Source organism: Streptosporangium canum (assembly GCF_900113865.1).
Classification (GTDB): Bacteria; Actinomycetota; Actinomycetes; order Streptosporangiales; family Streptosporangiaceae; genus Streptosporangium; species Streptosporangium canum.
Genome location: NZ_FOQY01000014.1, coordinates 99771 through 123385, shown reverse-complemented (window position 1 = coordinate 123385; position 23615 = coordinate 99771). Strand labels below are relative to the sequence as shown.

The following is a 23615-nucleotide window of genomic DNA, read 5'->3' as shown; positions in this document are numbered from 1 at the left end:
TCACGTGAGGGTTCGTTCCGATGATGTTCTGCCGGGCGCCGGTGACGGAGCCGGTGACGGCCCGCGCCGGCCCGGCGGGAGCCGGTCGTGATCGTCCTGCTGTGGATCACAGGAGAATTTCGCGCAGCACGGTACGCGCGTCCATCTCGTACTCGCAGTCGACCACCGGCGGGCTGGCCAGGTGCCAGGTGACCGCCCCGGTGCCGGCGCCGTAGGCGAAGATCTCCTCGCGGAGCAGCGGTCCCACCTCGTGCAGGGTGTAGGCCTGAGTGCTGAGGACATGGCTCCATTGGAGGCCGAGCACACGGAGCCGCTCCTCCTGCTCCGCCCGGACGAAACGCAGCTTGTCGCGCATGGCGTCGATGGACGTCTCTCCCCGGCGGACGATGCTGTCGCGATACTCGCCCGGACCTTGGGCGCACTCGGCGTTGCCTGCCAGCACGAAGGTCGGATGAGGGCTGTCGGACTCGACCGTGTACGAGAAAGCGTGCAGCGACGGCACTTCGGGCTTGTCGTAGGCGGGGCAGACGTTCGTCCGGGCCACCGGGTTGACGCCGTCGGAGTAGAGACCCCAGCGTTCCAGGGTCTTGACGTACACGCGGTTGAAGTCGACGAACCCCTGCTCGGTGAAGGGGGCCGACGACCTCAGCTCGCAGGCCGCGAACGCGGTGGTCGGCCGTCCGATGGCCGCCAGATGTCTCTCGACGGCGGCGAAGCCCTCGGCGAGCGGAACGGGGCGGGCGAAGCGCACCCGCTCCAACGCGAACCCCGGGGCCGCGGCCACTCCGCTGGAGAACTGGAACACGCCTTCGACCTTGATGAAGCGGTATCCGCCCGGGTGGAAATCTAGGAGTTCCATGGCACCTCCCTCTCTCTTTGTCTATCGTACTACAAATGACTTTAGCGGCAAGATGTCTGATCTGAGAAGTGGAACAGGGATGCGAGGTGCCCGACGGGGCCGCTCTCCGGCCGCCTGGGCGCCGTGGTCCGACGGGAGAGTCAGACGTGCGGCGTGAAAAAAGGAGCGGCCCGCGTCACCGACGCGGACCGCTCCTCACATGCTGGGTCGCATGGTGGGCCGTCGAAACCGCTCACATCCGGCGGACGACCTCGAACACCACGTAACCGTTGTCGACGTCGACGAGCGACACGGCCATCATGCGGCCTTCACGTGTGTAGTGGCGTTCCAGGAGCCGGGTGAACGCCTCACCCTCGGGCACCTGCAGCCGTGTCTCGCCGCTCCGGCTCACCGTGGCCAGGATCTCGACGACCGCGTGGTCGATGGGCTCGACCAGATAGGCGCGCGCGAAATCGAACTGCGTGGGCGGGCCCTGCTGGGGCAGGCCGGAGGGGTCTTGGAGCAGGGACCACGGAACCGCGTCGCGGATGCAGATCGCCAGGTGCCCGTCGGCGTAGAAGCGGGTGTCGGTGAGGAACGTCTCCCCGTCGGGGAGGCTGTCGCCGAAGGCCGCGACCACGTCCTGCGGCAGCCGCTCCACCCTGGAGCGATCCGCCTCGACATGGACGTCGTGCCCCTTCTCCCGCAGCAGGTCCGTGAAGCCGACCAGCCGTTGCAGGGCCAGCGCGGAGGGATGGACATGCTGGTTGATCGTCGTGCCCAGCGCGCGGCGCCGGGTGATGATCCCTTCCCGCTCCAGGCTCGCCAGCGCGCCGCGGACCGTCGTGCGGCTCACGTTGAGCATGCCGGCCAGATCGTCTTCGTTGGGCAGTTTGTCGACGAACTGCTTGTCGAGGATGGCCTTGAGGATGGTGCCCCGCACCTGATCCACGAGAGGTGCCTTGTTGAACGGCTGAATGGCCACGCTGCCTTCTCTGAGTTGGCACTCTGTCTTCGTCCTACGATATACGTTACATGTTGGATGGACGCCCTCACGAAGACACCACGTTTTCGCCCGCCGATCCGACCTGGCGGGCAGGGGGTGCCGCCGCGGCGCCCGCCCGCCCCCGTGTCAGCAGGAAGTAGAGGACGGCGCTGACGCCCATGCCGGCCGCCCAGGAGAGATCCACGTTCCCCATCGCGCGGGCGACGGGGCCCTGGAAGGCTTCGACGGCACCGTACTGGAACGCCCAGGCGGAGGCGAGGCCGGCGAGGAACGCCGAGACCGCTCGCATGTTGACGTCGCCGTACCGGGAGGTGCGCGGGTCGGCGTAGAGCCCGTCGCAGTCCACCTGCCGCCTGCGTACGACGTACCAGTCGACCAGCGTCACACCGGCCCAGGGGCTGAGCCATATGACCACCGACGACATGAAGTTGGTGAAACCGGCGGCGAAGCTCTCGGACTCGATGAAGACGAACAGCGGCAGGAAACCGATCACACCGGTGAGCAGGCTGGCGGTGGTGCGCTTGAGCTTCATGTCGAGCGAGAGAAGTCCGAGCGAGGCGGTGTAGATGTTCACGATGTTGGTGCCCACCGGGCCGTGCAGGATCACGAACAGGACGGGAACGGTCATGATGCCGAAGAGGGAGGCGACGATCTCGGCCGGATCGCCCGCCTGCGAGGCCGTACCGGAGAGCGCTCCGAGAACCGACAGCCAGGCCAGGGGGGTGAAGATGCCCATCGCCGAGGCGGCGTACAGGCGCTTGGGGGAGACGCCGGGCCGGGTGAACCTGCTGTAGTCCGAGGCCCACGTGATCCACCCCATCCCCCATCCGACGCCGACCGCGGTCAGCAGCTGGGTGGCGGCGGTGAACCGCTCGCCGCCGGCCAGCGACGATTCGGTCCAGCTGATGTCCTCGAGCCTGGTCAGCACCACCACGGTCATGACCACCATGACCACGGCCACGACCGGGACGGTGTACTTCTCGAACGTGCGGATCGCGTAGAAGCCCAGGACGCCGATGACGACCTGGACGATCATGATCGCGACCGCCAGCCCGTACTTGACGGTGTCACTGGGCTGCAGGCCCATCTGGTGGGCGATGCCAAGACAGAGGTCCAGCACGACGTAGGTGTTGATGCCGATCCATCCCGTGGCCATGAGCGTCTGCAGCAGCGCGGGCAGATAGGCGCCGCGGCGTCCGAACGTCGCCCGCGCGAGGACCATCTGGTTGACGCCGGTGCGGTGTCCCATCAGCGCGAACAGGCCGAAGATGAGGGCGCCGACGGCCTGTCCGATGACGGCGATGAGGATGGTCTCGAGCAGGCTCAGCCCCAGTGCTATGCCCACGGTCCCGACGATCCAGCTGATCGGTGCGAGGTTCGCGCCCGCCCATATCCAGAACTGCTGCAGCGCCGTGGCGTCCCGTCCTTCGGGCGGTACGGGCCTGATGCCGATCTCGTCGACGTGCAGGGCTTCCTCGAGTTCTCGCCGTTCGTTGTCTCCGGCACTCATTACGCCACCTCTCCACCGCTCGATCTTGAAATCAGGGTGAGCTTTGTCATACGTATTCCATTGTGTAGGGGAGGCGAACCTGTGCGTCAAGAGTCGTTCACGCACTGTTTCCTGGAGAACATCCCGCTCAGCGACGTGATCAAGCGCCAAATCGGCCCTTTTCGGCCTTGACAGAAATCTGGAGCGGGGAGAATAGTGGTTCAAGGTAATACGAAGGACCAAGCCGTTCGATGTGTGGCGTAACGACGTCACACGGGACGGCGGACAGAGCACAGGAGGATGCGATGCTGCGAGGGATAGTTGTCCGGGGATCCGAAGGCAAGGCCTACGAGACCGGCCCGGCGCTCTTCAAGGTCGGTGGCCGTGACACGGAAGGCCGGATCGACTTCATGATCATGGATCTCGAGTTCCACACCGGCCCGAAGCTCCACGTCCACGAGCGGCAGGAGGACACCTTCTACATCCTCAGCGGCGTGCTCACCATCCAGATGGGCGAGGAGGTGTACGACCTGGAGCCGGGGGACTTCGCGACGGTCCCGCCCGGCCTTCCCCACACCTTCGACAACCTGCGCGAGGACCAGGGGCCGGTGCGGGTCATCAACATCATGACCCCCGGTGGGTACGAGGAGCTCTTCGGCGAGTTCGACGAGCTGCCCGAAGGCGCCGGTCAGGAGGAGATCGAGGCCATCTACGCCAAGTACGAGGCCAAGCTCGTCGGCCCGGCGCTGCACGAGAGACTCAGGCGCGCCTGATCGGCGGATCCCAAGGTGACACACATGACCGGACCGCTGTCCGACGTGGTCGTCCTCGACCTGTCCAGAGCACTCGCGGGCCCGCACGCGGCCATGATGCTCGGAGACATGGGAGCGCGGGTCATCAAGGTGGAGCAGCCCGGCTCCGGCGATGACACCCGAAGCTGGGGCCCTCCTTTCGTGGGGCCTGAGGGCCGGCGCGAATCGACCTACTTCCTGTCCTGCAACCGCAACAAGGAATCAATCGCGCTGGACCTCAAGTCCGAGACGGGGCGTGACGTGCTCGGCCGGCTCGTCGGACGGGCCGACGTGCTGGTGGAGAACTTCCGTCCCGGCGTGCTGGCCCGCCTGGGCTTCTCCACCGAGCGCCTGCACGAGCTCAATCCCGCACTCGTGATCCTGTCGATCAGCGGCTTCGGGCACGACGGGCCCGAAGGCGGCCGGGCGGGCTACGACCAGATCGCCCAGGGCGAGGCCGGGCTCATGACGCTGACCGGCCCGTCGGCCGAGGAACCGACGAGGGTGGGCGTCCCGATCGGCGACCTTCTGGCCGGCATGTACGGCGCGTACGGCGTGGTCTCGGCGCTGCACGAACGCGCGCGCACGGGCAGGGGCCGAGTGGTGCGCACCAGCCTGCTCGCGGCGATCGTGGGGGTCCACGCCTTCCAGGGCACCCGGTGGACGGTGGCCGGTGAGGTGCCGCGGCCGACCGGCAACCACCACCCGTCCATCTGCCCGTACGGCCTGTTCCACACCGCGGACGCGCCCATCCAGGTGGCGGTCGGCAGCGACGGCCTGTGGCGGGCGTTCGCGCCGCTCGTCGGGCTGGATCCGGCCGACCCGCGATTCGCGGTCAACGGCGACCGCGTCGCCCACCGGCGGCAGCTGATCGACACGATCGAAGCCGCCTTCGCCGCCGAACCCGCCGAGGTGTGGCTGGCACGGCTCGACCGGGCGGGGATCCCCGCGGGCAGGGTCCGCACCCTCGACGAGGTGTACGAGTGGCCGCAAACCCGGTCGCAGGGGCTGCTCATCGACGTCGAGCACCCCACGCTCGGCGTGGTGACCCTGCCGGGGCCGCCGCTGCGACTTGACGACGCCCCGTACGCCGGGGGGCGGGACGGGCACCTGCCGCCACCGACCCTGGGCGAGCACACCGACACGATCCTGGCTTGGTTGGAGACATGACATCAGTGCTGGTACACACGCCCGCGGTCACGGATCGGCGCCCATGACCGTCCAGGCGGGACTCGGCTCCGTCTCCCTCATCGAGGCCGTCGTGGATCCCGGATCCTGGCGGAGCTGGGACGAACCCGTCTCCTCCGTACCCGCCGACCCCGCCTACCGCGCCGATCTGGCCCGCGCCCGGGAACGCACCAACCTGGACGAGGCCGTCGTCACGGGAGAGGGCACGATCGGCGGACACCGGGTCGCGGTCATGACATGCGAGTTCGCCTTCCTCGGCGGATCCATCGGGGTCGAGGCCGGCGAGCGGCTCGTACGAGCGGTCGAGCGCGCCACCCGTGAAGGGCTAGCCCTCCTCGCGTCGCCTTCGTCGGGCGGCACACGGATGCAGGAGGGCACCCTGGCCTTCGTCCAGATGGTGAAGGTGACGGCGGCGATCGCCGACCACCGGAAGGCGGGACTGCCCTACCTCGTCTACCTCCGGCACCCCACCACCGGCGGCGTACTGGCCTCCTGGGGATCGCTCGGCCACGTGTCGGCCGCCGAGCCCGGCGCGCTCGTCGGCTTCCTGGGACCCCGCGTCTACGAGGCCATACACGGCGCGCCGTTTCCCGACGGCGTGCAAACCGCGGAGAACCTCTTCGCGCACGGCCTGCTGGACGCGGTGTTCCCGCCGTCCCGGCTCGCCGAGACGGTGGCACGCGTCCTGAACGTCCTGCACGCGCCGCGGGAGCTTCCGGCGGCCGGTCTTCCCGTGCACGGCGCCTCCAGCGGATCGGTCACCGCACCGGTCGGCAGTCTCCCCGCCGCCGAGTCGATCGGCAGGTCCCGGCGCGCCGACCGCCCGGGGGTGCGAGCCCTGCTCGCCCGGGCGGCCAGTGACGTCACCCCGCTGAGCGGGACCGCCTCGGGCGAACGAGACCCGGCCCTGCTGCTCGCCCTCGCCCGCTTCGGGACCGCCCCCTGCGTGGTCCTCGGTCATGACCGGGACCTGCCGGACGGTCATCCCGCTCTCGGCCCGGCGGGGCTCCGAGCGGCTCGCCGCGGCATGCACCTGGCAGCCGAGCTGGGGTTGCCCCTGGTGACCATCATCGACACGGGCGGTGCCGCACTGTCCCGGGAGGCCGAGGAGGGCGGGCTGGCCGGCGAGATCGCACGCTGCCTGGCGGACCTCGTGATCCTTCCCTCGCCGACCGTGTGTCTCCTGATGGGGGAAGGAGTCGGCGGCGGAGCGCTCGCCCTGCTGCCTGCCGATCGCGTCATCGCGGCACAGCACGCCTGGCTCTCCCCGCTTCCCCCCGAAGGGGCCTCCGCGATCCTGTACCGGACGACCGACCGGGCGGCGGAGATCGCCCAGCGGCAGGGGGTGCGCTCCACCGATCTGCTGAGAAACGGTGTCGTCGACCGGATCGTCGCGGAACTCCCGGACGCCGCCGACGAACCGGAGGTGTTCCTCGCGCGCATGGGCGTGGTCATCGAAGAGGAGCTCGTCGCGCTTGCCCGGCGCGACCCCGCGGAACGGATCGCCGCGCGCCGCGGACGGTACCGCCGGATCGGGTGACCTTGGGGGTGCCGTGAGAGCGGCTAGGGGAGGTTCGAGGGCCGGGGTTCGCGCTGCGGTGGGTTTTGCAGGGGTTCGTGCTGCGGGGTTTTGCGGGGTTCGTGCTGTGGGGCTTTGCAGGTTCGCGCTGTGAGGGGTTTTGCGGAGGTTCGCGCTGCGGGGGTTTTGCGGGGTTCGTGCTGTGGGGCTTTGCAGGTTCGCGCTGTGAGGGGTTTTGCGGGGGTTCGCGCTGCGGGGGTTTTGCGGGGTTCGCGCTGCGGGGGGTGGGTGGTCCGGCCGGCCGTCGTTGGTTTCGGTCTGGGGGATTCAGGCCTTCGGCCTGGCGGGCGTGGTGGTTTCGGTCCTTTTATACGCCGGCCGGACCACCCACCCCCCTCCGCGCCACCGTGCCGGCCGTACGGCCTGGCCGCCGTAGTCGCTCTCTTTCTCGCTGTTCGGTGTGCTCGGGGAGGCTGAAGCGATCCGTTGGGGTCCGTTCGGGCCGGTCGCCGTAGCTGAAGCGTCGCTGTCGAAAGGAGCGCAGGGCTGGGTCGGAAGAGGCTGCGCCCGGCGGGGAAGGGCCTTCCCGCCCGTGGGGCACCAGCTTCGGTGAGACCGCCGATGCCCACCCACCTCATCCTTGAGCAGGGCTCAACCACCAAGGCGGCTTCGGCGCCGTCCGGTATCCGACGCCCGCTTCACGGTCGGCAGTGAACCAAGGTCGTCATCCGTGGTCACGCGAACACCGTAGCGGCCGTCGGCGACGGCTTGGGAGCACGTCATCGGGTCCCACGGCGGGACGGTCAGGCCCGCCACCCTCAGGCTCGTCACCCTCAGGCCCGCCACTCCCCTCAGGCCCGCCACCCTCAGGCTCGCCACTCCCCTCAGGCTCGGCGCCGCCTCAGGGGGCGTGGTCCCTCATCGGCAACTCCCCAGGAGACCCCGGGCTTCAGCCGTGGGGAGGATGTCAACAGGCCCTGGTTCAACCGGCGAGGAACGAGCACCAGGATCAGGGGTGGGCATCGGCCGCCTCACCGAAGCTGGTGCCCCACGGGTGGGTGAGGCTGTTCAAGGGGGCACAGCCTTCCACCTCAGCCCTGCGCTCCTTTCGACAGCGACGCTTCAGCTACGGCGACCTGCTCTGCACAGACCTCAGTGGATCGCTTCAGCTACCCAGAAGAGGCTGGGCGGCCGGAAAGGGAGCGACTGCGGCGGCCAGGCCGTACGGCCGGCACGGTGGCGCGGAGGGGGGTGGGTGGTCCGGCCGGCGTATAAAAGGACCGAAACCACCACGCCCGCCAGGCCGAAGGCCTGAATCCCCCAGACCGAAACCAACGACGGCCGGCCGGACCACCCACCCCCCGCAGCGCGAACCCCCGCAGCGCGAACCCCCGCAGCGCGAACCCCCGCAGCGCGAACCCCCGCAGCGCGAACCCCCGCAAAACCCTCCCGTCTGCCGCGAACCTAGGCGCGGAACGAGGCCTCCCGGCCCGCTTCAGCGTTGAAGCCCCAGACGGCGGCGAGGCCGACGGCCAGGAAGAGATGTCAGGTTCGCATCTCCTTATCCTTATTTGCACTGATAATTCAGCACAAGCGAGACTTTCTTACCGGCGTCGTTTAGAGTTGCTTACATGTTGGATCTCAACCGTCTCAAGGCCCTGCACGCCGTATCCGTCTACGGGTCGGTCGGCGCGGCGGCCGACGCGCTCATGGTGACCCCGTCCGCGGTGTCGCAGCAGCTCGCCAAGCTGGAGCGGGAGACCGGCGCGACGCTGCTGGAGCGCAACGGGCGCGGGGTGCGGCTGACCGACGCGGCCGGGTTGCTCGCCGACCACGCCGAGCGCATCCTCGCGCTGGTGGAGACCGCCGAGGCCGACTTCGAGGCACTGCGCGGAGAGGTCGTGGGGCGGTTGAGCATCGGGGCCTTCCCCACGGCGGCCCGGGGGCTGCTGCCCGGAGCGCTGGTTCATCTGCGGGAACGCCATCCCGACCTCCGGCTCCAGCTCATCGAACGGGATCCCGAACGGCAGATCCGCGAGGCGGCCAGGGGCGAGCTCGACCTCGCGGTGGTTCAGGACTGGATGAACCGGCCGATGGCCATCCCCGAGGGGCTGTCGCGCGCGATGCTTTTCGACGACATCGCCGACGTGGTCCTGCCCGAGACCCATCCGCTGGCCACCCGGTCCGAGATCGAGCTCGCCGAGCTGTCCGGAGAGCGCTGGATCAGCTCCTCGCCCGGCACGATCTGCCACGACTGGCTGGTCTACACGCTGCGCTCGGCCGGGCTGGAGCCCGACATCGCCTGCATGGCGGATGAGTATCCGACCCAACTCGCCCTCGTCGCGGCCGGGCAGGGGTGCGCGATCATCCCCCGCCTCGGCCGTGACCACATTCCCGCCGGGGTGCGGGTCGTCCCGATCCTGCCGCGCCCGATCCGCAAGATCTACGCGCTCTGGCGGAGCGACGCCGCCCGGCGTCCGGCGATCAGGGCCGCGGTCGAGGCGCTCAGGGCCGTCTCGCTCTCCCACCGGCCGGCCGAGCCGGTCGAGTCCGCTGAGCCGGCCGCGTCGGTCGAGGAGCGGGCCACCGGCTGAGGGCGATCACCGCCACCACCACATCGTCGCCGTCGCCGATGACGGCGGCGGCCGTACCGGCGCGATCAGGCTCCGGCGGCGGGCGGTCAGTGCCGTCGGTGCCAGGGCGAGGACCGGCGCGAACCGCCGCAGGAAGCGGCCCTTCGAACGCGGACCCCGGATGTGATCGGCTACGACCCTGATCGCGCCCCTCCGGCACGGCCAGAACCGTCCATCTATACGCGCTATTCACCCGTACCAGTCGGTAGGCTTGCGGCACCATGGCTGAGACCACCGTCGTTCACCTCCTGCGCCACGGTGAGGTGCACAACCCCGCTAACGTCCTTTACGGCAGGCTGCCGGGATACCACCTCTCGGAGACCGGCAGGCAGATGGCCGAGACGGTCGCCAAGTCGGTCGCCGGACGTGACGTTGTCGCCCTGTTCTCCTCCCCGCTGGAGCGGGCGCGGGAGACCGCGGCCCCGCTCGCCGCGGCCTTCGGCCTGGAGGTCACGGTCGACGACCGGCTCATCGAGGCGGAGAACATCTTCGAGGGCGTCCCGGTCGGCAACGGTGACGGGGTCTTCCGCAGCCCGCGCCACTACCGCCACCTGTGGAACCCGCTCCGTCCCTCCTGGGGCGAGCGCTACACCGACGTGGTCCAGCGGATGAAGGGCGCGATCGACACCGCCCGTGAGGCGGCGCGCGGCCACGAGGCGATCATGGTCAGCCATCAGCTCCCGATCTGGATCATCCGGCTCGCGGCCGAGCGCAGGCGGCTCCCGCACGACCCCCGCCGCAGGCAGTGCGGCCTGGCCAGCCTCACCAGTTTCTCCTTCGAGGGAGACCGGCTGATCAGCGTGGGGTACAGCGAACCCGCAGGTGCGCTCGTCAAGCGCCCCACTGTGCCGGGCGCGTGACCCCGCCGGTAGAGTGACTGCTCTACCGGTTGTAGTACAGGGAGACCCTGCCTCTGATGCGCGCACAATCCTTCGCCGCTGCCGTGCTGCTCCTGACCGTGGCCGGATGCGCCGGTAACCAGGGGAACCAGCCGCAGACCGGAGACACCCGCTTCGTGGCCGGCGATGGCAAGATCACTGTGTTCGAGGCCGCCGACCGCAAGCCCGCCCCCGCGGTCGAGGGAGAGACCCTGGACGGCGGCTCCGCGACGCTCGCCACGCACAAGGGCAAGGTCGTGGTGCTGAACTTCTGGGCCTCCTGGTGCGCGCCCTGCCGGGCCGAGGCCCCGGTGCTCAAGGACATCGCGGCCAAGACCAAGGCGGGTGGCGTGGAGTTCCTCGGCATCGACTTCAAGGACCGCAAGGCCGACGCGATCGCCTTCGAACGCACCCAGCAGTCCGGCTACCCGAGCATCTTCGACCAGCCGGGCAAGGTCGCGCTCTCCTTCCAGGGCACGGTCCCCCCGGCGGCCATCCCCTCGACGCTGATCATCGACCGGCAGGGCCGGATCGCGGCCCGGGCGCTCGGCGCGGTCAAGTACAACGATCTCCTCAACGCGATCAACAAGGTCGGCGATGAGAGGTAACACGGAGCGGCGGTGGAGGCGCGATGAGCGCTGATCTGGCGAGCACGGTGGCGAGCGGGTCGCTCGCCCTGGCGCTGCCGATCGCGTTGGCGGCCGGCCTGGTGTCCTTCCTGTCGCCGTGCGTGCTGCCGCTGGTCCCCGGCTATCTGTCGTACGTGACCGGGATGAGCGCCGACCCCAAACGGGGACGCATGGTCATGGGCATCGCGCTGTTCGTCCTCGGCTTCGCCGCGGTGTTCGTGGCGGGCGGGGCGCTCTTCGGCGGGCTCGGCGCGGCGCTGCTCGGCAACGCCGACGTCATCACGCGGGTGCTGGGCGCGCTCACCGTCGTCCTGGGGCTGGCCTTCATGGGGGTCATCCCGGGCCTCCAGCGCGACTTCCGCATCCACCGGCTCCCGGCCGCCGGCCTCGCCGGCGCGCCGCTGCTCGGCGTGGTGTTCGGCCTCGGCTGGACCCCCTGCATCGGCCCCACCCTCGGGGTCGTCCTCACCCTCGGCCTCACCGAGGGCAGCGCCGGGCGCGGCGCGCTGCTCGCCTTCGTCTACGCCCTCGGTCTCGGCCTGCCGTTCCTGGCGGCCGGGCTGGCCTACCGCAAGGCACTGCACACCTTCAAGGCGGTCCGCCGCCACTCGCAGCTGATCACCAGGGTGGGCGGGGGCATGCTGGTCGCGGTCGGCCTGCTGCTCGTCACCGGGCTCTGGGGGGAGCTCATCGTGACGATGCAGGGATGGATCGGCGGATTCGAGCCGGTGATCTGATGGAGGAAGTCGAGCAGACCGCCGGGGAACGGATGGCGGGCGGAAGCAGTCCCGACTCAACGAGCAGCCGAGTGAGCGCGAGCGTGAACACGACTCTGACCGAGAAGAAGCCCGAGGCCGGGCCCGCGAAGCTCGGCCCCGTGGGGTGGGCGCGCTGGTTCTGGCGCACGCTCACCTCGATGAAGACTGCGCTGATCCTGCTGTTCCTGTTCGCGCTGGCCTCGATCCCGGGATCGATCTGGCCGCAGCGCGGCGTCTCCGACGCCATGGTCGTGCGGTACTTCGACGACAGCCCGCAGCTCGCCGAGTGGCTGGACCGGTTCTGGCTGTTCGACGTGTTCAAGGCGCCGTGGTTCGCGGCCATCTACCTTCTGCTGTTCCTGTCGCTGATCGGTTGCGTGCTCCCGCGCACCAAGGCCCACCTGCGCGAGCTGCGCAAAAAGCCGCCCGCGCCGCCGCGCAACCTGGTCCGGCTGCCCCAGCACGCCTCGTTCGAGAGTGACCTGACCGTCGAGACGGCGGCCGCGCGGCTGCGGGCCAGGCGGTTCCGGGTGACCACCGGCCCGGACTGGGTCGCCGGCGAGAAGGGCTACCTGCGCGAGACCGGCAACCTGGTCTTCCACGTCGCGCTGCTGGGACTGCTGGTGGCGGTCGGGATGGGCACGCTGTACGGCTACCGCGGCAACGTGCTGGTCGTGGAGGGCGAGGGCTTCGCCAACACGGTCGCGGCCTACGACCGCTACATGCCCGGCCAGCAGGTGAGCGCCGAGTCGCTGGAGCCCTTCTCCTTCGCCCTCGACGACTTCCAGGCCACCTACATCGCCAGTGGGGAGCGGCGGGGACAGCCGCTGGACTTCGAGGCGAAGCTCAAGGTCACCGACGCCCCCGGGGCGCCGGAGCGCGACTACGCCCTCAAGGTCAACGACCCGCTGGAGGTCAACGGCACGCAGACCTACCTGATCGACCACGGGTACGCGCCCACCTTCAAGATCACGGATGGCAAGGGGCAGGTCGCCTTCGACGGCCCGGTGCCGTGCCTGGTCGCCCAGCCGGCGAACTTCACCTCCGAGTGCGTGATCAAGGTGCCGGACGCCCAGCCGGAACAGCTCGGCCTCCTCGTGGCCTTCCGGCCGACCACCGTGCCGCTGAACGGCGACTGGGTGTCGGTCTTCCCCGGCGCGGCCAACCCCACGGCCCAGGTCTACGGCGCGTTCGCCGGCGACCTGGGGTTGAAGAACGGCCGGCCGCAGTCGGTCTACGAGCTCGACCCGGCGAGTCTGAAGAAGATGAAGCCGCTGGTCATGAAGGCCGAACCGCTGGCCGTGGGCAAGAAGCTCGACCTGCCCGGCGGCACGGGCTCCATCGAGTTCACCGGTGTCAAGGAGTGGATCGCCCTCCAGATCGCCTACGACCCGGGCCGGATGCCCGCGTTCGTGGCCTCCACGCTGGCCGTCCTCGGTCTGGTGCTCTCCCTGACCGTTCGACGCCGCAGGGTGTGGGTACGGGTGAAGGACGCGCCGGCGGAGGCGTCCGGCGGGTCCGGTCACGAGCACGACCGTAAACACGTCGAGGTGGGCGGTCTCACGCGCACCGAAGGCAGCGATTTCAGCGAGGAGTTCGCCGAGATCGTCTCTGTTCTGAATCCAGGAGTGAAGGATGCCCGCTGAGGTCGACGCCGGCCTCGCCCTGTTGAGTGATCAGCTCATCTTGGCGACGGTGCTGCTCTACGTCTTCGCAATGATCGGCTACGCCCTCGATCTCGGCTTCGGCCGGTCAAAGGTCAAGGCCAGGGCGGTCGCCGAACCCGCGCTCGTCACGGTCGGCGGTGGTACGGCCGCCGCCCCGCCCGCCTCGGAGGAGAGCTCCGCCCCCGCGGTGAAGGCGCCGCCCGCCTGGGCGATGTGGGCCGGCCCGGTCGCGGTCGGGCTGTCCTGGCTCGGCTGGGCCGCGAACCTCGGCTCCATCCTCACCCGGGGCCTGGCCGTCGGCCGCTGGCCGTGGGGCAACATGTACGAGTTCGTGGTCGCGATGTGCTTCGCGGCGGTGAGCGCGTTCCTGTTCATGAACCTCCGCTACCGGATCCGCTTCCTCGGCGCGTTCGTCATGGTCGCCGCCACCCTCGGGCTGGGCTTCTCCGTCCGGTATCTGCAGGTGCAGGCCGGCCCGGTGGTGCCCGCGCTCAACTCCTACTGGGTGGCGATCCACGTCTCGGCGGCGATCATCGCCAGCGGCCTGTTCATCATGGCCGGCGTCTCCGGCGTCCTCTACCTGATCAGGAAGGACACCTCGGTCCGCCTGCCGTCTCTGGCGGACCTGGACCGGGTCGCGCACCGGGCCATCGTGATCGCCTTCCCGATCTGGACCTTCGCCGTCATCGCCGGCGCGCTCTGGGCCGACAAGGCCTGGGGCCGCTACTGGGGCTGGGACCCCAAGGAGGTCTGGGCCTTCATCACCTGGATCGCCTACGCCGCCTACCTGCACGCCCGGGCCACCGCGGGCTTCAAGGGCAAGGCCGCCATGATCGTGCAGCTCATCGCCTTCGCCTGCCTGCTGTTCAACCTGGTCGGGGTGAACATCTTCCTCGGCGGCCTGCACTCCTACGCGGAGGTGCCGGGCTGATCGCGGCGCCGGAGGCCGCGACCGGGGCCCGGCAGCCGGTCCGCTCCGGCGCGGCGGGCCCGCCGTACGCGCCGCCCCGGAGCGTCGGTGCCTATTCCTCGTCGCGCAGCCGCCGGTCGAGATCCTTGAGGAAGTCGGGGTCGTCGTCGGGGCCCTTCGGGGCCTCGGGCCGTGCCGGCCTGTCCTTGGGCTGGAGCGTGCGGGGCGCGTGCGGGCCGATGGGACGGCCGAGCAGCAGCCAGAACAGGCCGCCCACAGGCGGCAGCAGCACGATGATGATCACCCACAGGAGTTTGGGCAGGTTTCGGGCCTCCTCGTCCGGCGTCGTGATGGCGTCGAACAAGCAGTAGAGCCAGAAGGCGAGCAGTGCCAGCGCGACAAGCAGGGGCATGCCCGAACTGTAAGCCATTGGGAGCCGGGGTGCGGCAAGGCCCCTGTTCCGGGTGACGGACGAAGATCCACGTCGTACGGTGGGACCGGTTGCCACTTCCCCTGGGGGCGTGATGGCGAATTCAGCGGACAAGGGCCGTCATCGACGGCGCTGGTGGCAGCGGGGCCCGTCCCAGCGCACGGAGAGTGCCGTCAGGGAAGCTCCGCGTGAGGTCCCGCCGAGCCCCGAGCGGCGGGCAGGGGCCGTGACGGCGCCGGTGGTGGACCGCCCGCAGTACACATGGCGTGACTTCGAGCTGGAGGACGAGCGTCCCCGGGCCCAGCCCAACGCTCCGGACGTCCCCGACATGGGTGACGGCCTGCGGCACTGCGGCCGTCTTGAGCGCATCCTGCACCGCCAGTGGGACTCCTGGCAGGGGCCGCCGTCGCCCGAGGTCGTGCGGGCGGTGGAGAGCCTCGCCAGGCTGCCGGACGTGCTGAAGGCCAAACTGGCCGACGGCCTCAAGGGGATCTACGTCGGCGCGGGCGGGGTGCCCGACCTGGACGACATGGGCTACCTGCGCGGCGCGCCGCTGCCCTCCGGCCGGGCCACCTGGGACATCTGCGCCGGAGCGTACGGCGATCGCAAGATCGTGGTGGGCGACCGCCCCTCGCCCACCCCGGACGTGATGATGCACGAGGTCGGACACGCGCTGGACGACGTGGACGCGCCCCACGGGGACTGGGTCTCGGACTCCCCGGAGTTCGCCGCCCTCTACGCCCAGTGCGTTCCCGTGCTGGCCTCGGGGTTCCACCGGCAGGCGGGGGACCTGGGCCGCAGGGAGTTCTTCGCCGACGCCTTCGCCGCCATCGCGTCCCGGCAGCGCCCCGCCCTGGTGGACATGCTCGGCGGCGACACGCGGATGGCGCTCAATGTCATGTTGTTCTTCAACCGGCGCTACGGAATCTAGGTGATCTGGGATGTACGTCATCCGGCTCGCTGACGGGACTCTGCGGGTGCCGCAGAGCCTGTCCAGCGATGACGGGCGTCTGATCGGCAACGCGTACGTGGAGCTCTCACCGGGGGATCCGGACTACGACCGCTGGCTGCCCGAGGCGCTCACCGAGGAGGAGTCGGCACGGCGGCGGCGGCGCTGGCTTGAGGAGAACGACGAGCTGGAGCGGGAGTTCCTGGCCTTCAAGGCCGAACAGGACAGCTAGCGCTCGGGGCGGGGTGACTCGGTCACGGGGGAAGGTCACCGGTCACGGCGCGGAGCGCGGCGACCTTGTACGACTCCACGGTGACCCTGCGGCTTCCGGGTAAGGCGCGCAGGATCACCGGTGGTGTGACGTCATAAGTCGTCAGACGCGCGGGGACTCGCCTGCCGGCCGTTCGGCCGTCAGTACGTCCTCTCCACGCAGAAGGGCGTGCACTTCCGACTCGCGGAAACGCCGGTGCCCTCCGGGGGTACGGATGCTGCTGATACGGCCTGCCGCGGCCCAGCGTGTAACCGTCTTTGGGTCGACCCGGAAGAGGGCGGCAACCTCTCCAGGCGTCAGCAGACGCTCGCTGCTACTCTCCACAATCTCTCCCCCTCGCATCCCGCTTCCTGCCAGCGGGCGGACAGGTAACCAGTGTGCCGAGCGAAGCCTGATTTATCCGTGCTTTTCATCAAAGATCACGGGTTGTTATCGACTGACTGCCCGATTGTTATATGATAGAGCCTCTTTGGGACTCTCGTGGTTGTTTCTTTACGAAACTGATCTGTTGGGCAGACTAGCAGTGCTCGTGCTCGGTGCGAAGAGCGTCCGCTACGTCTTCATCTCGCGCTCATACGGACAGAGTGACGTAACCTCGACGCTGTGCATCCCGTCTTCGTTTACACCGCGTCCCGGCTAGGTCTGCTGGCCGTGACCCTCGGTGTGCTCTATCTCCTCGGCCTACGTCAGCCATTGATCCTTCTGGTCGCCGCATTCCTGGTCAGCGGTGTGGCCAGTTACGTCCTGCTGTCCAAGCAGCGCGACGCGGTGAGTGAGCGAATCTCTAAGAATCGGGAGTGATCACGGCAACGGGAACATGCCGACTCGGGCATGGTACTCGTGACCAAGCCGCGTTGTGTCGCTACCAACCAGTAGCCCGCCCCGATGGGCCAGGAATGCCTTGACGCCGATTCCGCGCTCTCTAGTCGGATTCCACTTCAAGGCCTTCCCGGTCCGCGGATGGATCGCTCCGATGCCGGGCCGCTGCACGGCTCCCGGGCCGGCCGAATCGCGGCCGAGGGGGTTGTCCAGCCAGCGCTGGTGGCCGCCCACGTAGACGGCCGCCCCGGTGACCGCCACCGAGTAGAGCGAGTCGCCGCCGGTGTGGTTGACCCATGTCGCCCTCACCTCGCCCCGCGTGTAGGTCTCGAAGCGCGCGGCGGTGTCGCACATCTTCCCGGCCCCCGCGGGGCCGCCGGTCGTGACGACCGCGAAGTAGCTGCCGTCGGGGGCGAAGTCCAGGCCCCGCACGTAGCTGGGGAAGACGTCCAGGCATCTGCCGGCGTAGGCGTCGGTCCGCCAGTCGGCGACCCTGGCGGGCAGCGTGCCGACGTCGATCAGGCCGAGCTGGGGCCGCGACAGCCCGTCGAGGGTGGTGAAGTTGCCGTCGACGGCCAGCCGGTCCCCGCTGAGGGAGATCGACTGCACCTTGGTCCGGCCGCCGCGGGGCGTGCCCGGCCGTACGGCGAAGTCCGGGTCCACGGCGCCGGTGGCGGCGTCCAGCCGGGCGAGGGCCACGCGGAAGACGCGGCCCACCCCGGTGAAGTCGCCGCCCACGTAGAGGCGGGAGCCGCCCCGGGCCAGGCTGGTGACCGTGCCCCCGTAGACCTGGGCGTCGAAGCCGGTCACCGGTGCGCCGTCGGACAGGCGCAGAAGGGCCAGGCCCCGGGTCCGCGCGTCGCCGGCCACCGCGAACTCGCCGCCCGCGTAGACGGTGCCGCCGGCGCCCGCGGCCAGGGCGTGGACCGGACGGTCGAGGTAGGGGGCGAAACCGGGCAGGACCCGCCCGGTGGCCAGGTCGTAGGCGAAGATGTTGTCGCGTTCCAGGGTCTGCGTGCTCCCGGCGTCGCGGACCCGGCCGAACGAGCCGCCGACCACCACCGTGCCGCCCACCAGGGCGATGGCGTTGACGATCCCGTCGAGCACGTGCGGGGTGGTGTTCACCGGGTCGGCCGAGACGACCTTGCTGTGCTCCGTGGTGCCGGCGGCGGCGACCCCGGTGGGGAACAGCGTCAAGACGGCGGCCAGTACGGAAACGGAAGTGGTTCTGGCAAACATTCGGCAATTTCTAGCAGACTCTCGGTAATTAAGCGGCTACTTTCCGTGGATTGTCCGGGCGGGCCTAGGCTTGTCCTCATGACGCGCGCTTCGCTGGACAAGCAACCGCATGAGGTCGCCGCGATGTTCGATCGCACGGCCCGGCGCTACGACCTGGTCAATGACGTGATCTCCCTCGGCCAGGTCCGGCTGTGGCGCAAGGCGACCGCGGCGGCCGTCGACGCGGGCCCCGGCGAGCTGGTCCTCGACCTGGGCGCGGGCACCGGCACCTCCACCGACACCTTCACCGCGCTGGGAGCCCGCGCGATCGCCTCGGACTTCTCGCTCGGCATGCTCCGCACCGGCGTGCGGCGGCGCGGCGGCTCGGGCCTCTCCGGCGGAGGGGTGCGGGGCGTCACCTTCGTCGCCGGTGACGCGCTGAGGCTGCCCTTCGCCGACGAGTCCTTCGACGCGGTGACCATCTCCACCGCGCTGCGGAACGTCCAGGACACCGGCCAGGCGCTGCGCGAGATGTTCCGGGTGGCCAAGCCGGGGGCGCGGCTGGTGATCCTTGAGTTCTCCCACCCTACGGTCAAGTCCTTCGACCTCGTCTACACCCAGTACCTCATGAAGCTGATGCCGCAGGCCGCCAAGTTGTTCGGCTCCAACGACGACTCCTACGAGTACCTGGCGGAGTCGATCAGGGAGTGGCCGGACCAGGCGGCGCTGGCGAAGATCATCCAGGGTGCGGGCTGGGAGCGGGTCGCCTGGCGCAACCTCGCGCTGGGTATCGTGGCGCTTCACCGTGCATATAAGCCCGCATAGAAGATTCGTCGGCGATAGCCGTACCCGACTGACACTTCGCCTCGCAAAGGGGTTAGACTTCGGGCCGACAAGTTTGTGAAGACCTTCACAAAGGAACGAAGGGCCCCTCACCCCGAGGCCGTCAAAGCTTGTAGGACAGGACAGGTCCCGTGACCGTGCCAGCCGCCATGCAGCGGAATGTCGCTGAGGCTGACGCCGACGTAATCGTCGTCGGCGCCGGGCCCGCCGGTTCGACAACCGCTTTCCATCTCGCACAGGCCGGGCTCGACGTCCTGCTGCTCGAGAAGACCACATTCCCCCGCGAGAAGGTGTGCGGCGACGGGCTGACGCCCCGGGCCGTCAAGCAGCTCATCGCCATGGGGATCGACATCGACGCCCCCGGCTGGGTCAGGAACAAGGGCCTGCGGGTGGTCGGCGGCGGGCTCCGTTTCGAGCTCGACTGGCCCGAGCTGTCCAGCTACCCGGACTTCGGGCTGGTCCGCACCCGGCAGGACTTCGACGAGATCCTCGCCGCCAACGCGGTGCGCGGCGGCGTCCGCCTGCTGCAGGGGGTCAACGTCACCGCCCCGATCCTCGACGACCGCAGCGGCCACATCGTGGGCGTGGTCGCGAAGAAGGACGGCGAGGAGGTCTCCTACCGGTCCCGCCTGGTGGTCGCCGCCGACGGCAACTCCACCCGGATCTCCCTGGCGATGGGGCTGCACAAGCGCGAGGACCGCCCGATGGGCGTCGCCGTACGGACCTATTTCGAGAGTCCGCGCCACGACGACGACTACCTGGAGACCTGGCTGGAGCTGTGGGACGGCGACACCCTGCTGCCCGGCTACGGCTGGATCTTCGGCGTCGGCGACGGCACGTCCAACGTGGGCCTCGGGCTGCTGAACACCTCCGAGTCCTTCAAGGGCATGGACTACCGCGACCTGCTCAGGCGCTGGGTCAAGAACATGCCCCCGGAGTGGGGCTACGTCGAGGAGAACATGACCACCCCCATCAGGGGGGCGGCGCTGCCGATGGCCTTCAACCGCCAGCCGCACTACACGCGGGGCCTGGTGCTGGTCGGCGACGCGGGCGGGATGATCAACCCGTTCAACGGGGAGGGCATCGCCTACGCGATGGAGACCGGCCAGATCGCGGCCGAGACCATCGTCCAGGCGCTGGCGAGGACGACCCCCGCCCAGCGCGAGCGCGTGCTGCGCGCCTATCCTCAGACGTTGAAGGACGCCTACGGCGGCTACTTCACCCTGGGCCGGGGCTTCGTGGAGCTCATCGGGCACCGCGGCGTGATGGACTTCTTCACGCGCCACGCGCTGCCCCACCCCCACCTGATGCGGTTCGCGCTCAAGCTCCTTGCTAATCTCACCGACCGGCGAGGCGACGCGTCAGACCGCATCATCAATGCTCTGTCGAAGGTCGCGCCACCGGCATGACCACAGCAGCCGCCTCCGCACGTGGAACAGAGCGATGACCCCCCTGCATAAACTTGCACAACAAAACAACATGATGAGCTGCGCGCCGGCGCGCGTGGAGATGGGAGAGGAGGCGTAGCGATGGAGCTGTATGCACCCATCCTGGTGCTCGCCGTTCTCGCGGCGGGATTCGCGATCTTCTCAGTGACGATCGCGCCCTTCACCGGTCCCAGGCGCTGGAACCGCGCGAAACTCGACGCCTACGAGTGCGGCATCGAGCCGACGCCCCAGCCGGTCGGCGGCGGCCGCTTTCCGCTGAAGTACATGATCACCGCGATGCTGTTCATCGTCTTCGACATCGAGATCATCTTCCTCTACCCGTGGGCGGTCGCGTTCGACCAGCTCGGGATGTTCGGGTTGGTCGAGATGGTGCTGTTCATCGTCACCGTGCTCGTGGCCTACGCGTACGTGTGGCGCCGCAAGGGTCTGGACTGGGACTAGATATGGGACTTGAAGAGAAACTTCCGAGCGGGTTCATGCTCAGCACGGTCGAGCAGGTGGCCGGCTGGGCGCGCAAGAACTCCGTGTGGCCGGCGACCTTCGGTCTCGCCTGCTGTGCCATCGAGCTGATGGCCACCGGCGGTCCCAAGCACGACCTGGCGCGCTTCGGCATGGAGCGCGCTTCGGCGTCTCCGCGCCAGGCCGACCTGATGATCGTGGCGGGCCGGCTGTCCCAGAAGATGGCCCCGGTGCTGCGCCAGATCTACGACCAGATGGCCGAGCCCAAGTGGGTCATCGCCATGGGCGTCTGCGCCTCCAGCGGCGGCATGTTCAACAACTACGCCATCGTGCAGGGCGTGGACCACGTCGTCCCCGTCGACATCTACCTGCCCGGCTGCCCGCCGCGGCCCGAGATGCTCATCGACGCGATCGTGAAGCTGCACGACAAGATCCAGAACACGAAGTTCGGCGCGCATCGCGCCAAGCAGATCGACGAGCTCGAACTGCAGGCGCTGCGGACGCTGCCGCTGATCGACCAGGGAACCGTCAAATGAGCAGGTGGAGCGAGCCCGACGCGGTGCGCCATGGAGTACGAGCGGTGAGCGACTGATGAGCTGGAGCGAGCCCGACGTAGTGAGCGCAGTGGCCCACGAGGCACGAGTGGTCCGCGTAGCGAACGAGGAGCGGTGAGCGACTGATGAGCACGGACAATCTCCCCGAGGTCCCGGAGGAGCCGATCGCCCATCTGGGCATGTTCGGCGCCTCGGGCTCCGGCGACACCTCCGGTTACGGCGGCCTGGTCGTACGGCGCCAGGCTCAGCTGTCCACCCCCCGCCCCTACGGCGGCTACTTCGACACCGTCGCCGACGAGCTGGAGCGCGCCCTGGGCGGCGACCTCGGCGACGCCGTCGAGCGCGTCGTCGTGGACCGCGGCGAGCTGACCTTCCACGTCAAGCGCGAGAGGCTGCTGGAGGTCGTCAGGCTCCTGCGCGACGACGCCGCACTCCGCTTCGAGCTCTCGCTCGGCGTCTCCGGCGTGCACTACCCCCATCTCGAGGGGGAGGAGCTGCGCGCGGTGATCCACCTGTGCTCGATCACGCACAACAGGCGGCTGCGCCTTGAGGTGTCCTGCCCCGACGCCGACCCGCACATCCCCTCCACCGTCTCGGTCTACCCGACCCACGACTGGCACGAGCGGGAGACCTGGGACTTCTTCGGGATCGTCTTCGACGGCCACCCGGCGCTGACCCGCATCATGATGCCCGACGACTGGGACGGTCACCCCCAGCGCAAGGACTATCCGCTGGGTGGCATCCCGGTCGAGTACCGCGGTGCCGAGATTCCCTCGCCGGACCAGAGGAGGTCGTACAAGTGAGCGAGCGCGGCGAGCGAGCCGGCAAGCAGAGCGGCATGCGCACGGAGCCGACGGAGGGGGACTCGTGAGCGCTCCGTACGAGGAGGCCACCGAGGGCAAGGTCTACACCGTCTCCGGCAACGACTGGACGGAGCTGGTCGAGACCCTCACGGGCCAGCAGGACGAGCAGCTCGTCATCAACATGGGCCCGCAGCACCCGTCCACGCACGGCGTGCTCCGCCTGGTCCTGAACCTCGACGGTGAGACGGTCACCGAGGCCCGCACGGTCATCGGCTACCTGCACACCGGTATCGAGAAGAACATGGAGTTCCGGACGTGGACCCAGGGGACCACGTTCGTCACCCGCATGGACTACCTCGCGCCGATCTTCAACGAGACCGCCTACTGCCTGGGCGTGGAGAAGCTGCTCGGCATCACCGACCGGGTCCCTGAGCGGGCCCAGGCCATCCGGGTGATGATGATGGAGCTCACCCGCATCTCCTCGCACATGGTGGCCCTCGGCACCTTCGGCATGGAGCTGGGCGCGACCACGCCGATGCTCTTCGGGTTCCGCGAGCGCGAGATGGTGCTCGACGTGATGGAGTACATCACCGGCCTGCGGATGAACATGGCCTACGTCCGGCCCGGCGGCGTCTCCGTCGACCTCCCGGCCGGCGCCGTGGACAAGGTCGGCGAGCTGCTCAAGGTCATGCCGGGGCGCATCAAGGACATGCGCAAGTTGCTCGACGCGAACCCGGTCTACCTGGCCCGCACCAAGGACGTCGCCTACCTCGACCTCACCGGCTGCATGGCGCTGGGTGTCACCGGGCCGATGCTGCGGGCCGCGGGCCTGCCCTGGGACCTGCGCAAGTCGCAGCCCTACTGCGGCTACGAGACCTACGAGTTCGACGTCCCGACCGAGAAGACCGCCGACGTCTACGGCCGCTACCTCGTGCGCGTGGCCGAGATGGAGGAGTCGCTCAAGATCATTGAGCAGGCTCTGGACCGCCTGTCCGGCCCGCTCAAGGGCGACCGCGTGATGGTGGACGACAAGAAGATCGGCTGGCCCGCGCAGCTCGCGCTGGGCCCCGACGGTCTCGGCAACTCGCCCGACCACATCGCGCACATCATGAGCGGCTCGATGGAAGCGCTGATCCACCACTTCAAGCTGGTGACCGAGGGCTTCCGGGTCCCGGCGGGGCAGGCCTTCGCCTCGGTCGAGTCGCCCCGCGGCGAGCTCGGCGCCCACGTGGTCAGCGACGGCGGCACCCGGCCCTACCGCGTGCACTTCCGCGACCCGTCCTTCACGAACCTGCAGGCCATGCCGGCGACGTGTGAGGGCGGCATGGTCGCCGACGTCATCTCGGCAGTGGCTTCGATCGACCCCGTCATGGGAGGTGTGGACCGGTGAGCGGCGAGCCGACGAGTGAGCGCAGTGGCCGGCCGAGGGACGAGGCCGTCCGCGTAGCGAATGAGGAGGGGAGCGCGACCGTTGACACTGGCGGCGAGCCGACGAGTGAGCGCAGTGGCCGGCCG

At 69.3% G+C, this 23615-nt stretch carries 24 protein-coding genes; 18 read left to right on the top strand and 6 right to left on the bottom strand.

Annotated features, from left to right (window positions below):
* Positions 1 to 106: 106 nt before the first annotated feature.
* The 3 genes from cnbZ to BM085_RS21700 all read right to left on the bottom strand — a co-directional run bounded on the left by cnbZ (position 107) and on the right by BM085_RS21700 (position 3354).
* The gene (gene cnbZ / locus BM085_RS21710; protein ID WP_093888774.1) at positions 107 to 859 is read right to left on the bottom strand and encodes a 2-amino-5-chloromuconate deaminase CnbZ; all 753 of its coding nucleotides are present in this window, start codon (positions 857 to 859) and stop codon (positions 107 to 109) included.
* A gap of 232 nt (positions 860 to 1091) precedes the next feature.
* Positions 1092 to 1823 carry a GntR family transcriptional regulator gene (locus BM085_RS21705; RefSeq protein WP_177245202.1) on the bottom strand — a complete coding sequence of 244 codons (732 nt, stop codon included), beginning with the start codon at positions 1821 to 1823 and terminating at the stop codon, positions 1092 to 1094.
* Positions 1824 to 1890: 67 nt separating this feature from the next.
* Entirely contained in the window at positions 1891 to 3354 is a 1464-nt protein-coding gene (locus tag BM085_RS21700) for a purine-cytosine permease family protein (protein WP_093888772.1), read from the bottom strand.
* A gap of 284 nt (positions 3355 to 3638) precedes the next feature.
* On the opposite strand from BM085_RS21700, the gene BM085_RS21695 reads away from it, so the two are divergent.
* The 9 genes from BM085_RS21695 (at position 3639) to ccsB (ending at position 14327) form a co-directional block, all read left to right on the top strand.
* Positions 3639 to 4106, top strand: coding sequence for a cupin domain-containing protein (locus tag BM085_RS21695; protein ID WP_012887335.1), 468 nt, complete (start codon positions 3639 to 3641; stop codon positions 4104 to 4106).
* Positions 4107 to 4130: 24 nt separating this feature from the next.
* Positions 4131 to 5294, top strand: a complete 1164-nt coding sequence (locus BM085_RS21690) for a CaiB/BaiF CoA transferase family protein (RefSeq protein WP_093888770.1) — start codon at positions 4131 to 4133, stop codon at positions 5292 to 5294.
* 43 nt (positions 5295 to 5337) lie between these two features.
* Positions 5338 to 6852: a carboxyl transferase domain-containing protein gene (locus BM085_RS21685; RefSeq protein WP_093888769.1), complete on the top strand. Its 1515-nt coding sequence runs from the start codon at positions 5338 to 5340 to the stop codon at positions 6850 to 6852.
* A 1610-nt stretch (positions 6853 to 8462) separates the two neighbouring features.
* Entirely contained in the window at positions 8463 to 9425 is a 963-nt protein-coding gene (locus BM085_RS21675) for a LysR family transcriptional regulator (RefSeq protein WP_093888768.1), read from the top strand.
* Between the two features lie 260 nt (positions 9426 to 9685).
* Positions 9686 to 10324: a histidine phosphatase family protein gene (locus BM085_RS21670; protein WP_012887341.1), complete on the top strand. Its 639-nt coding sequence runs from the start codon at positions 9686 to 9688 to the stop codon at positions 10322 to 10324.
* 56 nt (positions 10325 to 10380) lie between these two features.
* Positions 10381 to 10950 (top strand): TlpA family protein disulfide reductase, encoded by a 570-nt coding sequence (locus tag BM085_RS21665; protein WP_031169643.1) that lies wholly within the window; start codon positions 10381 to 10383, stop codon positions 10948 to 10950.
* A gap of 23 nt (positions 10951 to 10973) precedes the next feature.
* Positions 10974 to 11708: a cytochrome c biogenesis CcdA family protein gene (locus BM085_RS21660; protein WP_031169645.1), complete on the top strand. Its 735-nt coding sequence runs from the start codon at positions 10974 to 10976 to the stop codon at positions 11706 to 11708.
* Between the two features lie 83 nt (positions 11709 to 11791).
* Entirely contained in the window at positions 11792 to 13375 is a 1584-nt protein-coding gene (gene resB / locus BM085_RS21655) for a cytochrome c biogenesis protein ResB (RefSeq protein WP_245789509.1), read from the top strand.
* Positions 13365 to 14327, top strand: a complete 963-nt coding sequence (gene ccsB, locus BM085_RS21650) for a c-type cytochrome biogenesis protein CcsB (protein WP_093888766.1) — start codon at positions 13365 to 13367, stop codon at positions 14325 to 14327. Before resB ends, ccsB begins: the two co-directional genes overlap by 11 nt.
* A gap of 91 nt (positions 14328 to 14418) precedes the next feature.
* On the opposite strand, the gene BM085_RS21645 is transcribed toward ccsB, so the two are convergent.
* Positions 14419 to 14718, bottom strand: coding sequence for a PLD nuclease N-terminal domain-containing protein (locus tag BM085_RS21645; protein WP_386445983.1), 300 nt, complete (start codon positions 14716 to 14718; stop codon positions 14419 to 14421).
* Positions 14719 to 14830: 112 nt separating this feature from the next.
* Here BM085_RS21645 and BM085_RS21640 point away from each other — a divergent pair, with 112 nt between their 5' ends.
* On the top strand, positions 14831 to 15667 hold the full coding sequence (locus tag BM085_RS21640; RefSeq protein ID WP_093888764.1) for a hypothetical protein: 837 nt from the start codon (positions 14831 to 14833) through the stop codon (positions 15665 to 15667).
* A 10-nt stretch (positions 15668 to 15677) separates the two neighbouring features.
* Complete coding sequence (locus BM085_RS21635; RefSeq protein WP_093888763.1) at positions 15678 to 15917, top strand: hypothetical protein; 240 nt, start codon at positions 15678 to 15680, stop codon at positions 15915 to 15917.
* A gap of 141 nt (positions 15918 to 16058) precedes the next feature.
* Here the strand turns inward: BM085_RS21635 and BM085_RS21630 are convergent, their stop codons facing one another.
* On the bottom strand, positions 16059 to 16298 hold the full coding sequence (locus BM085_RS21630) for a BldC family transcriptional regulator (protein WP_012887349.1): 240 nt from the start codon (positions 16296 to 16298) through the stop codon (positions 16059 to 16061).
* A gap of 261 nt (positions 16299 to 16559) precedes the next feature.
* On the opposite strand from BM085_RS21630, the gene BM085_RS21625 reads away from it, so the two are divergent.
* Entirely contained in the window at positions 16560 to 16757 is a 198-nt protein-coding gene (locus BM085_RS21625) for a DUF4229 domain-containing protein (protein WP_031169657.1), read from the top strand.
* On the opposite strand, the gene BM085_RS21620 is transcribed toward BM085_RS21625, so the two are convergent.
* Complete coding sequence (locus tag BM085_RS21620) at positions 16758 to 18014, bottom strand: hypothetical protein (protein ID WP_093888762.1); 1257 nt, start codon at positions 18012 to 18014, stop codon at positions 16758 to 16760.
* 78 nt (positions 18015 to 18092) lie between these two features.
* Between BM085_RS21620 and BM085_RS21615 the strand changes: the two genes are divergently transcribed.
* From BM085_RS21615 to BM085_RS21590, 6 genes are all read left to right on the top strand, one after another.
* Complete coding sequence (locus tag BM085_RS21615; RefSeq protein ID WP_031169662.1) at positions 18093 to 18818, top strand: demethylmenaquinone methyltransferase; 726 nt, start codon at positions 18093 to 18095, stop codon at positions 18816 to 18818.
* A gap of 167 nt (positions 18819 to 18985) precedes the next feature.
* Positions 18986 to 20245 (top strand): geranylgeranyl reductase family protein, encoded by a 1260-nt coding sequence (locus BM085_RS21610; protein WP_043651207.1) that lies wholly within the window; start codon positions 18986 to 18988, stop codon positions 20243 to 20245.
* A gap of 120 nt (positions 20246 to 20365) precedes the next feature.
* On the top strand, positions 20366 to 20725 hold the full coding sequence (locus BM085_RS21605; RefSeq protein ID WP_031169666.1) for an NADH-quinone oxidoreductase subunit A: 360 nt from the start codon (positions 20366 to 20368) through the stop codon (positions 20723 to 20725).
* A gap of 2 nt (positions 20726 to 20727) precedes the next feature.
* Positions 20728 to 21279 (top strand): NuoB/complex I 20 kDa subunit family protein, encoded by a 552-nt coding sequence (locus BM085_RS21600; protein ID WP_086571426.1) that lies wholly within the window; start codon positions 20728 to 20730, stop codon positions 21277 to 21279.
* A 143-nt stretch (positions 21280 to 21422) separates the two neighbouring features.
* Positions 21423 to 22100, top strand: coding sequence for an NADH-quinone oxidoreductase subunit C (locus BM085_RS21595; RefSeq protein WP_093888761.1), 678 nt, complete (start codon positions 21423 to 21425; stop codon positions 22098 to 22100).
* A 64-nt stretch (positions 22101 to 22164) separates the two neighbouring features.
* Positions 22165 to 23490 (top strand): NADH-quinone oxidoreductase subunit D, encoded by a 1326-nt coding sequence (locus BM085_RS21590; protein ID WP_093888760.1) that lies wholly within the window; start codon positions 22165 to 22167, stop codon positions 23488 to 23490.
* Positions 23491 to 23615: the final 125 nt, after the last annotated feature.

What these genes read in the sequence shown, in the direction of transcription:
- cnbZ (WP_093888774.1), bottom strand. Translation starts at nt 859, where the DNA reads ATGGAACTCCTAGATTTCCACCCGGGCGGATACCGCTTCATCAAGGTC.
- BM085_RS21700 (WP_093888772.1), bottom strand. Translation starts at nt 3,354, where the DNA reads ATGAGTGCCGGAGACAACGAACGGCGAGAACTCGAGGAAGCCCTGCAC.
- BM085_RS21695 (WP_012887335.1), top strand. Translation starts at nt 3,639, where the DNA reads ATGCTGCGAGGGATAGTTGTCCGGGGATCCGAAGGCAAGGCCTACGAG.
- BM085_RS21690 (WP_093888770.1), top strand. Translation starts at nt 4,131, where the DNA reads ATGACCGGACCGCTGTCCGACGTGGTCGTCCTCGACCTGTCCAGAGCA.
- BM085_RS21685 (WP_093888769.1), top strand. Translation starts at nt 5,338, where the DNA reads ATGACCGTCCAGGCGGGACTCGGCTCCGTCTCCCTCATCGAGGCCGTC.
- BM085_RS21675 (WP_093888768.1), top strand. Translation starts at nt 8,463, where the DNA reads ATGTTGGATCTCAACCGTCTCAAGGCCCTGCACGCCGTATCCGTCTAC.
- BM085_RS21670 (WP_012887341.1), top strand. Translation starts at nt 9,686, where the DNA reads ATGGCTGAGACCACCGTCGTTCACCTCCTGCGCCACGGTGAGGTGCAC.
- BM085_RS21665 (WP_031169643.1), top strand. Translation starts at nt 10,381, where the DNA reads ATGCGCGCACAATCCTTCGCCGCTGCCGTGCTGCTCCTGACCGTGGCC.
- BM085_RS21660 (WP_031169645.1), top strand. Translation starts at nt 10,974, where the DNA reads ATGAGCGCTGATCTGGCGAGCACGGTGGCGAGCGGGTCGCTCGCCCTG.
- ccsB (WP_093888766.1), top strand. Translation starts at nt 13,365, where the DNA reads ATGCCCGCTGAGGTCGACGCCGGCCTCGCCCTGTTGAGTGATCAGCTC.
- BM085_RS21645 (WP_386445983.1), bottom strand. Translation starts at nt 14,718, where the DNA reads ATGCCCCTGCTTGTCGCGCTGGCACTGCTCGCCTTCTGGCTCTACTGC.
- BM085_RS21640 (WP_093888764.1), top strand. Translation starts at nt 14,831, where the DNA reads ATGGCGAATTCAGCGGACAAGGGCCGTCATCGACGGCGCTGGTGGCAG.
- BM085_RS21635 (WP_093888763.1), top strand. Translation starts at nt 15,678, where the DNA reads ATGTACGTCATCCGGCTCGCTGACGGGACTCTGCGGGTGCCGCAGAGC.
- BM085_RS21630 (WP_012887349.1), bottom strand. Translation starts at nt 16,298, where the DNA reads ATGCGAGGGGGAGAGATTGTGGAGAGTAGCAGCGAGCGTCTGCTGACG.
- BM085_RS21620 (WP_093888762.1), bottom strand. Translation starts at nt 18,014, where the DNA reads ATGTTTGCCAGAACCACTTCCGTTTCCGTACTGGCCGCCGTCTTGACG.
- BM085_RS21615 (WP_031169662.1), top strand. Translation starts at nt 18,093, where the DNA reads ATGACGCGCGCTTCGCTGGACAAGCAACCGCATGAGGTCGCCGCGATG.
- BM085_RS21610 (WP_043651207.1), top strand. Translation starts at nt 18,986, where the DNA reads ATGCAGCGGAATGTCGCTGAGGCTGACGCCGACGTAATCGTCGTCGGC.
- BM085_RS21605 (WP_031169666.1), top strand. Translation starts at nt 20,366, where the DNA reads ATGGAGCTGTATGCACCCATCCTGGTGCTCGCCGTTCTCGCGGCGGGA.
- BM085_RS21600 (WP_086571426.1), top strand. Translation starts at nt 20,728, where the DNA reads ATGGGACTTGAAGAGAAACTTCCGAGCGGGTTCATGCTCAGCACGGTC.
- BM085_RS21595 (WP_093888761.1), top strand. Translation starts at nt 21,423, where the DNA reads ATGAGCACGGACAATCTCCCCGAGGTCCCGGAGGAGCCGATCGCCCAT.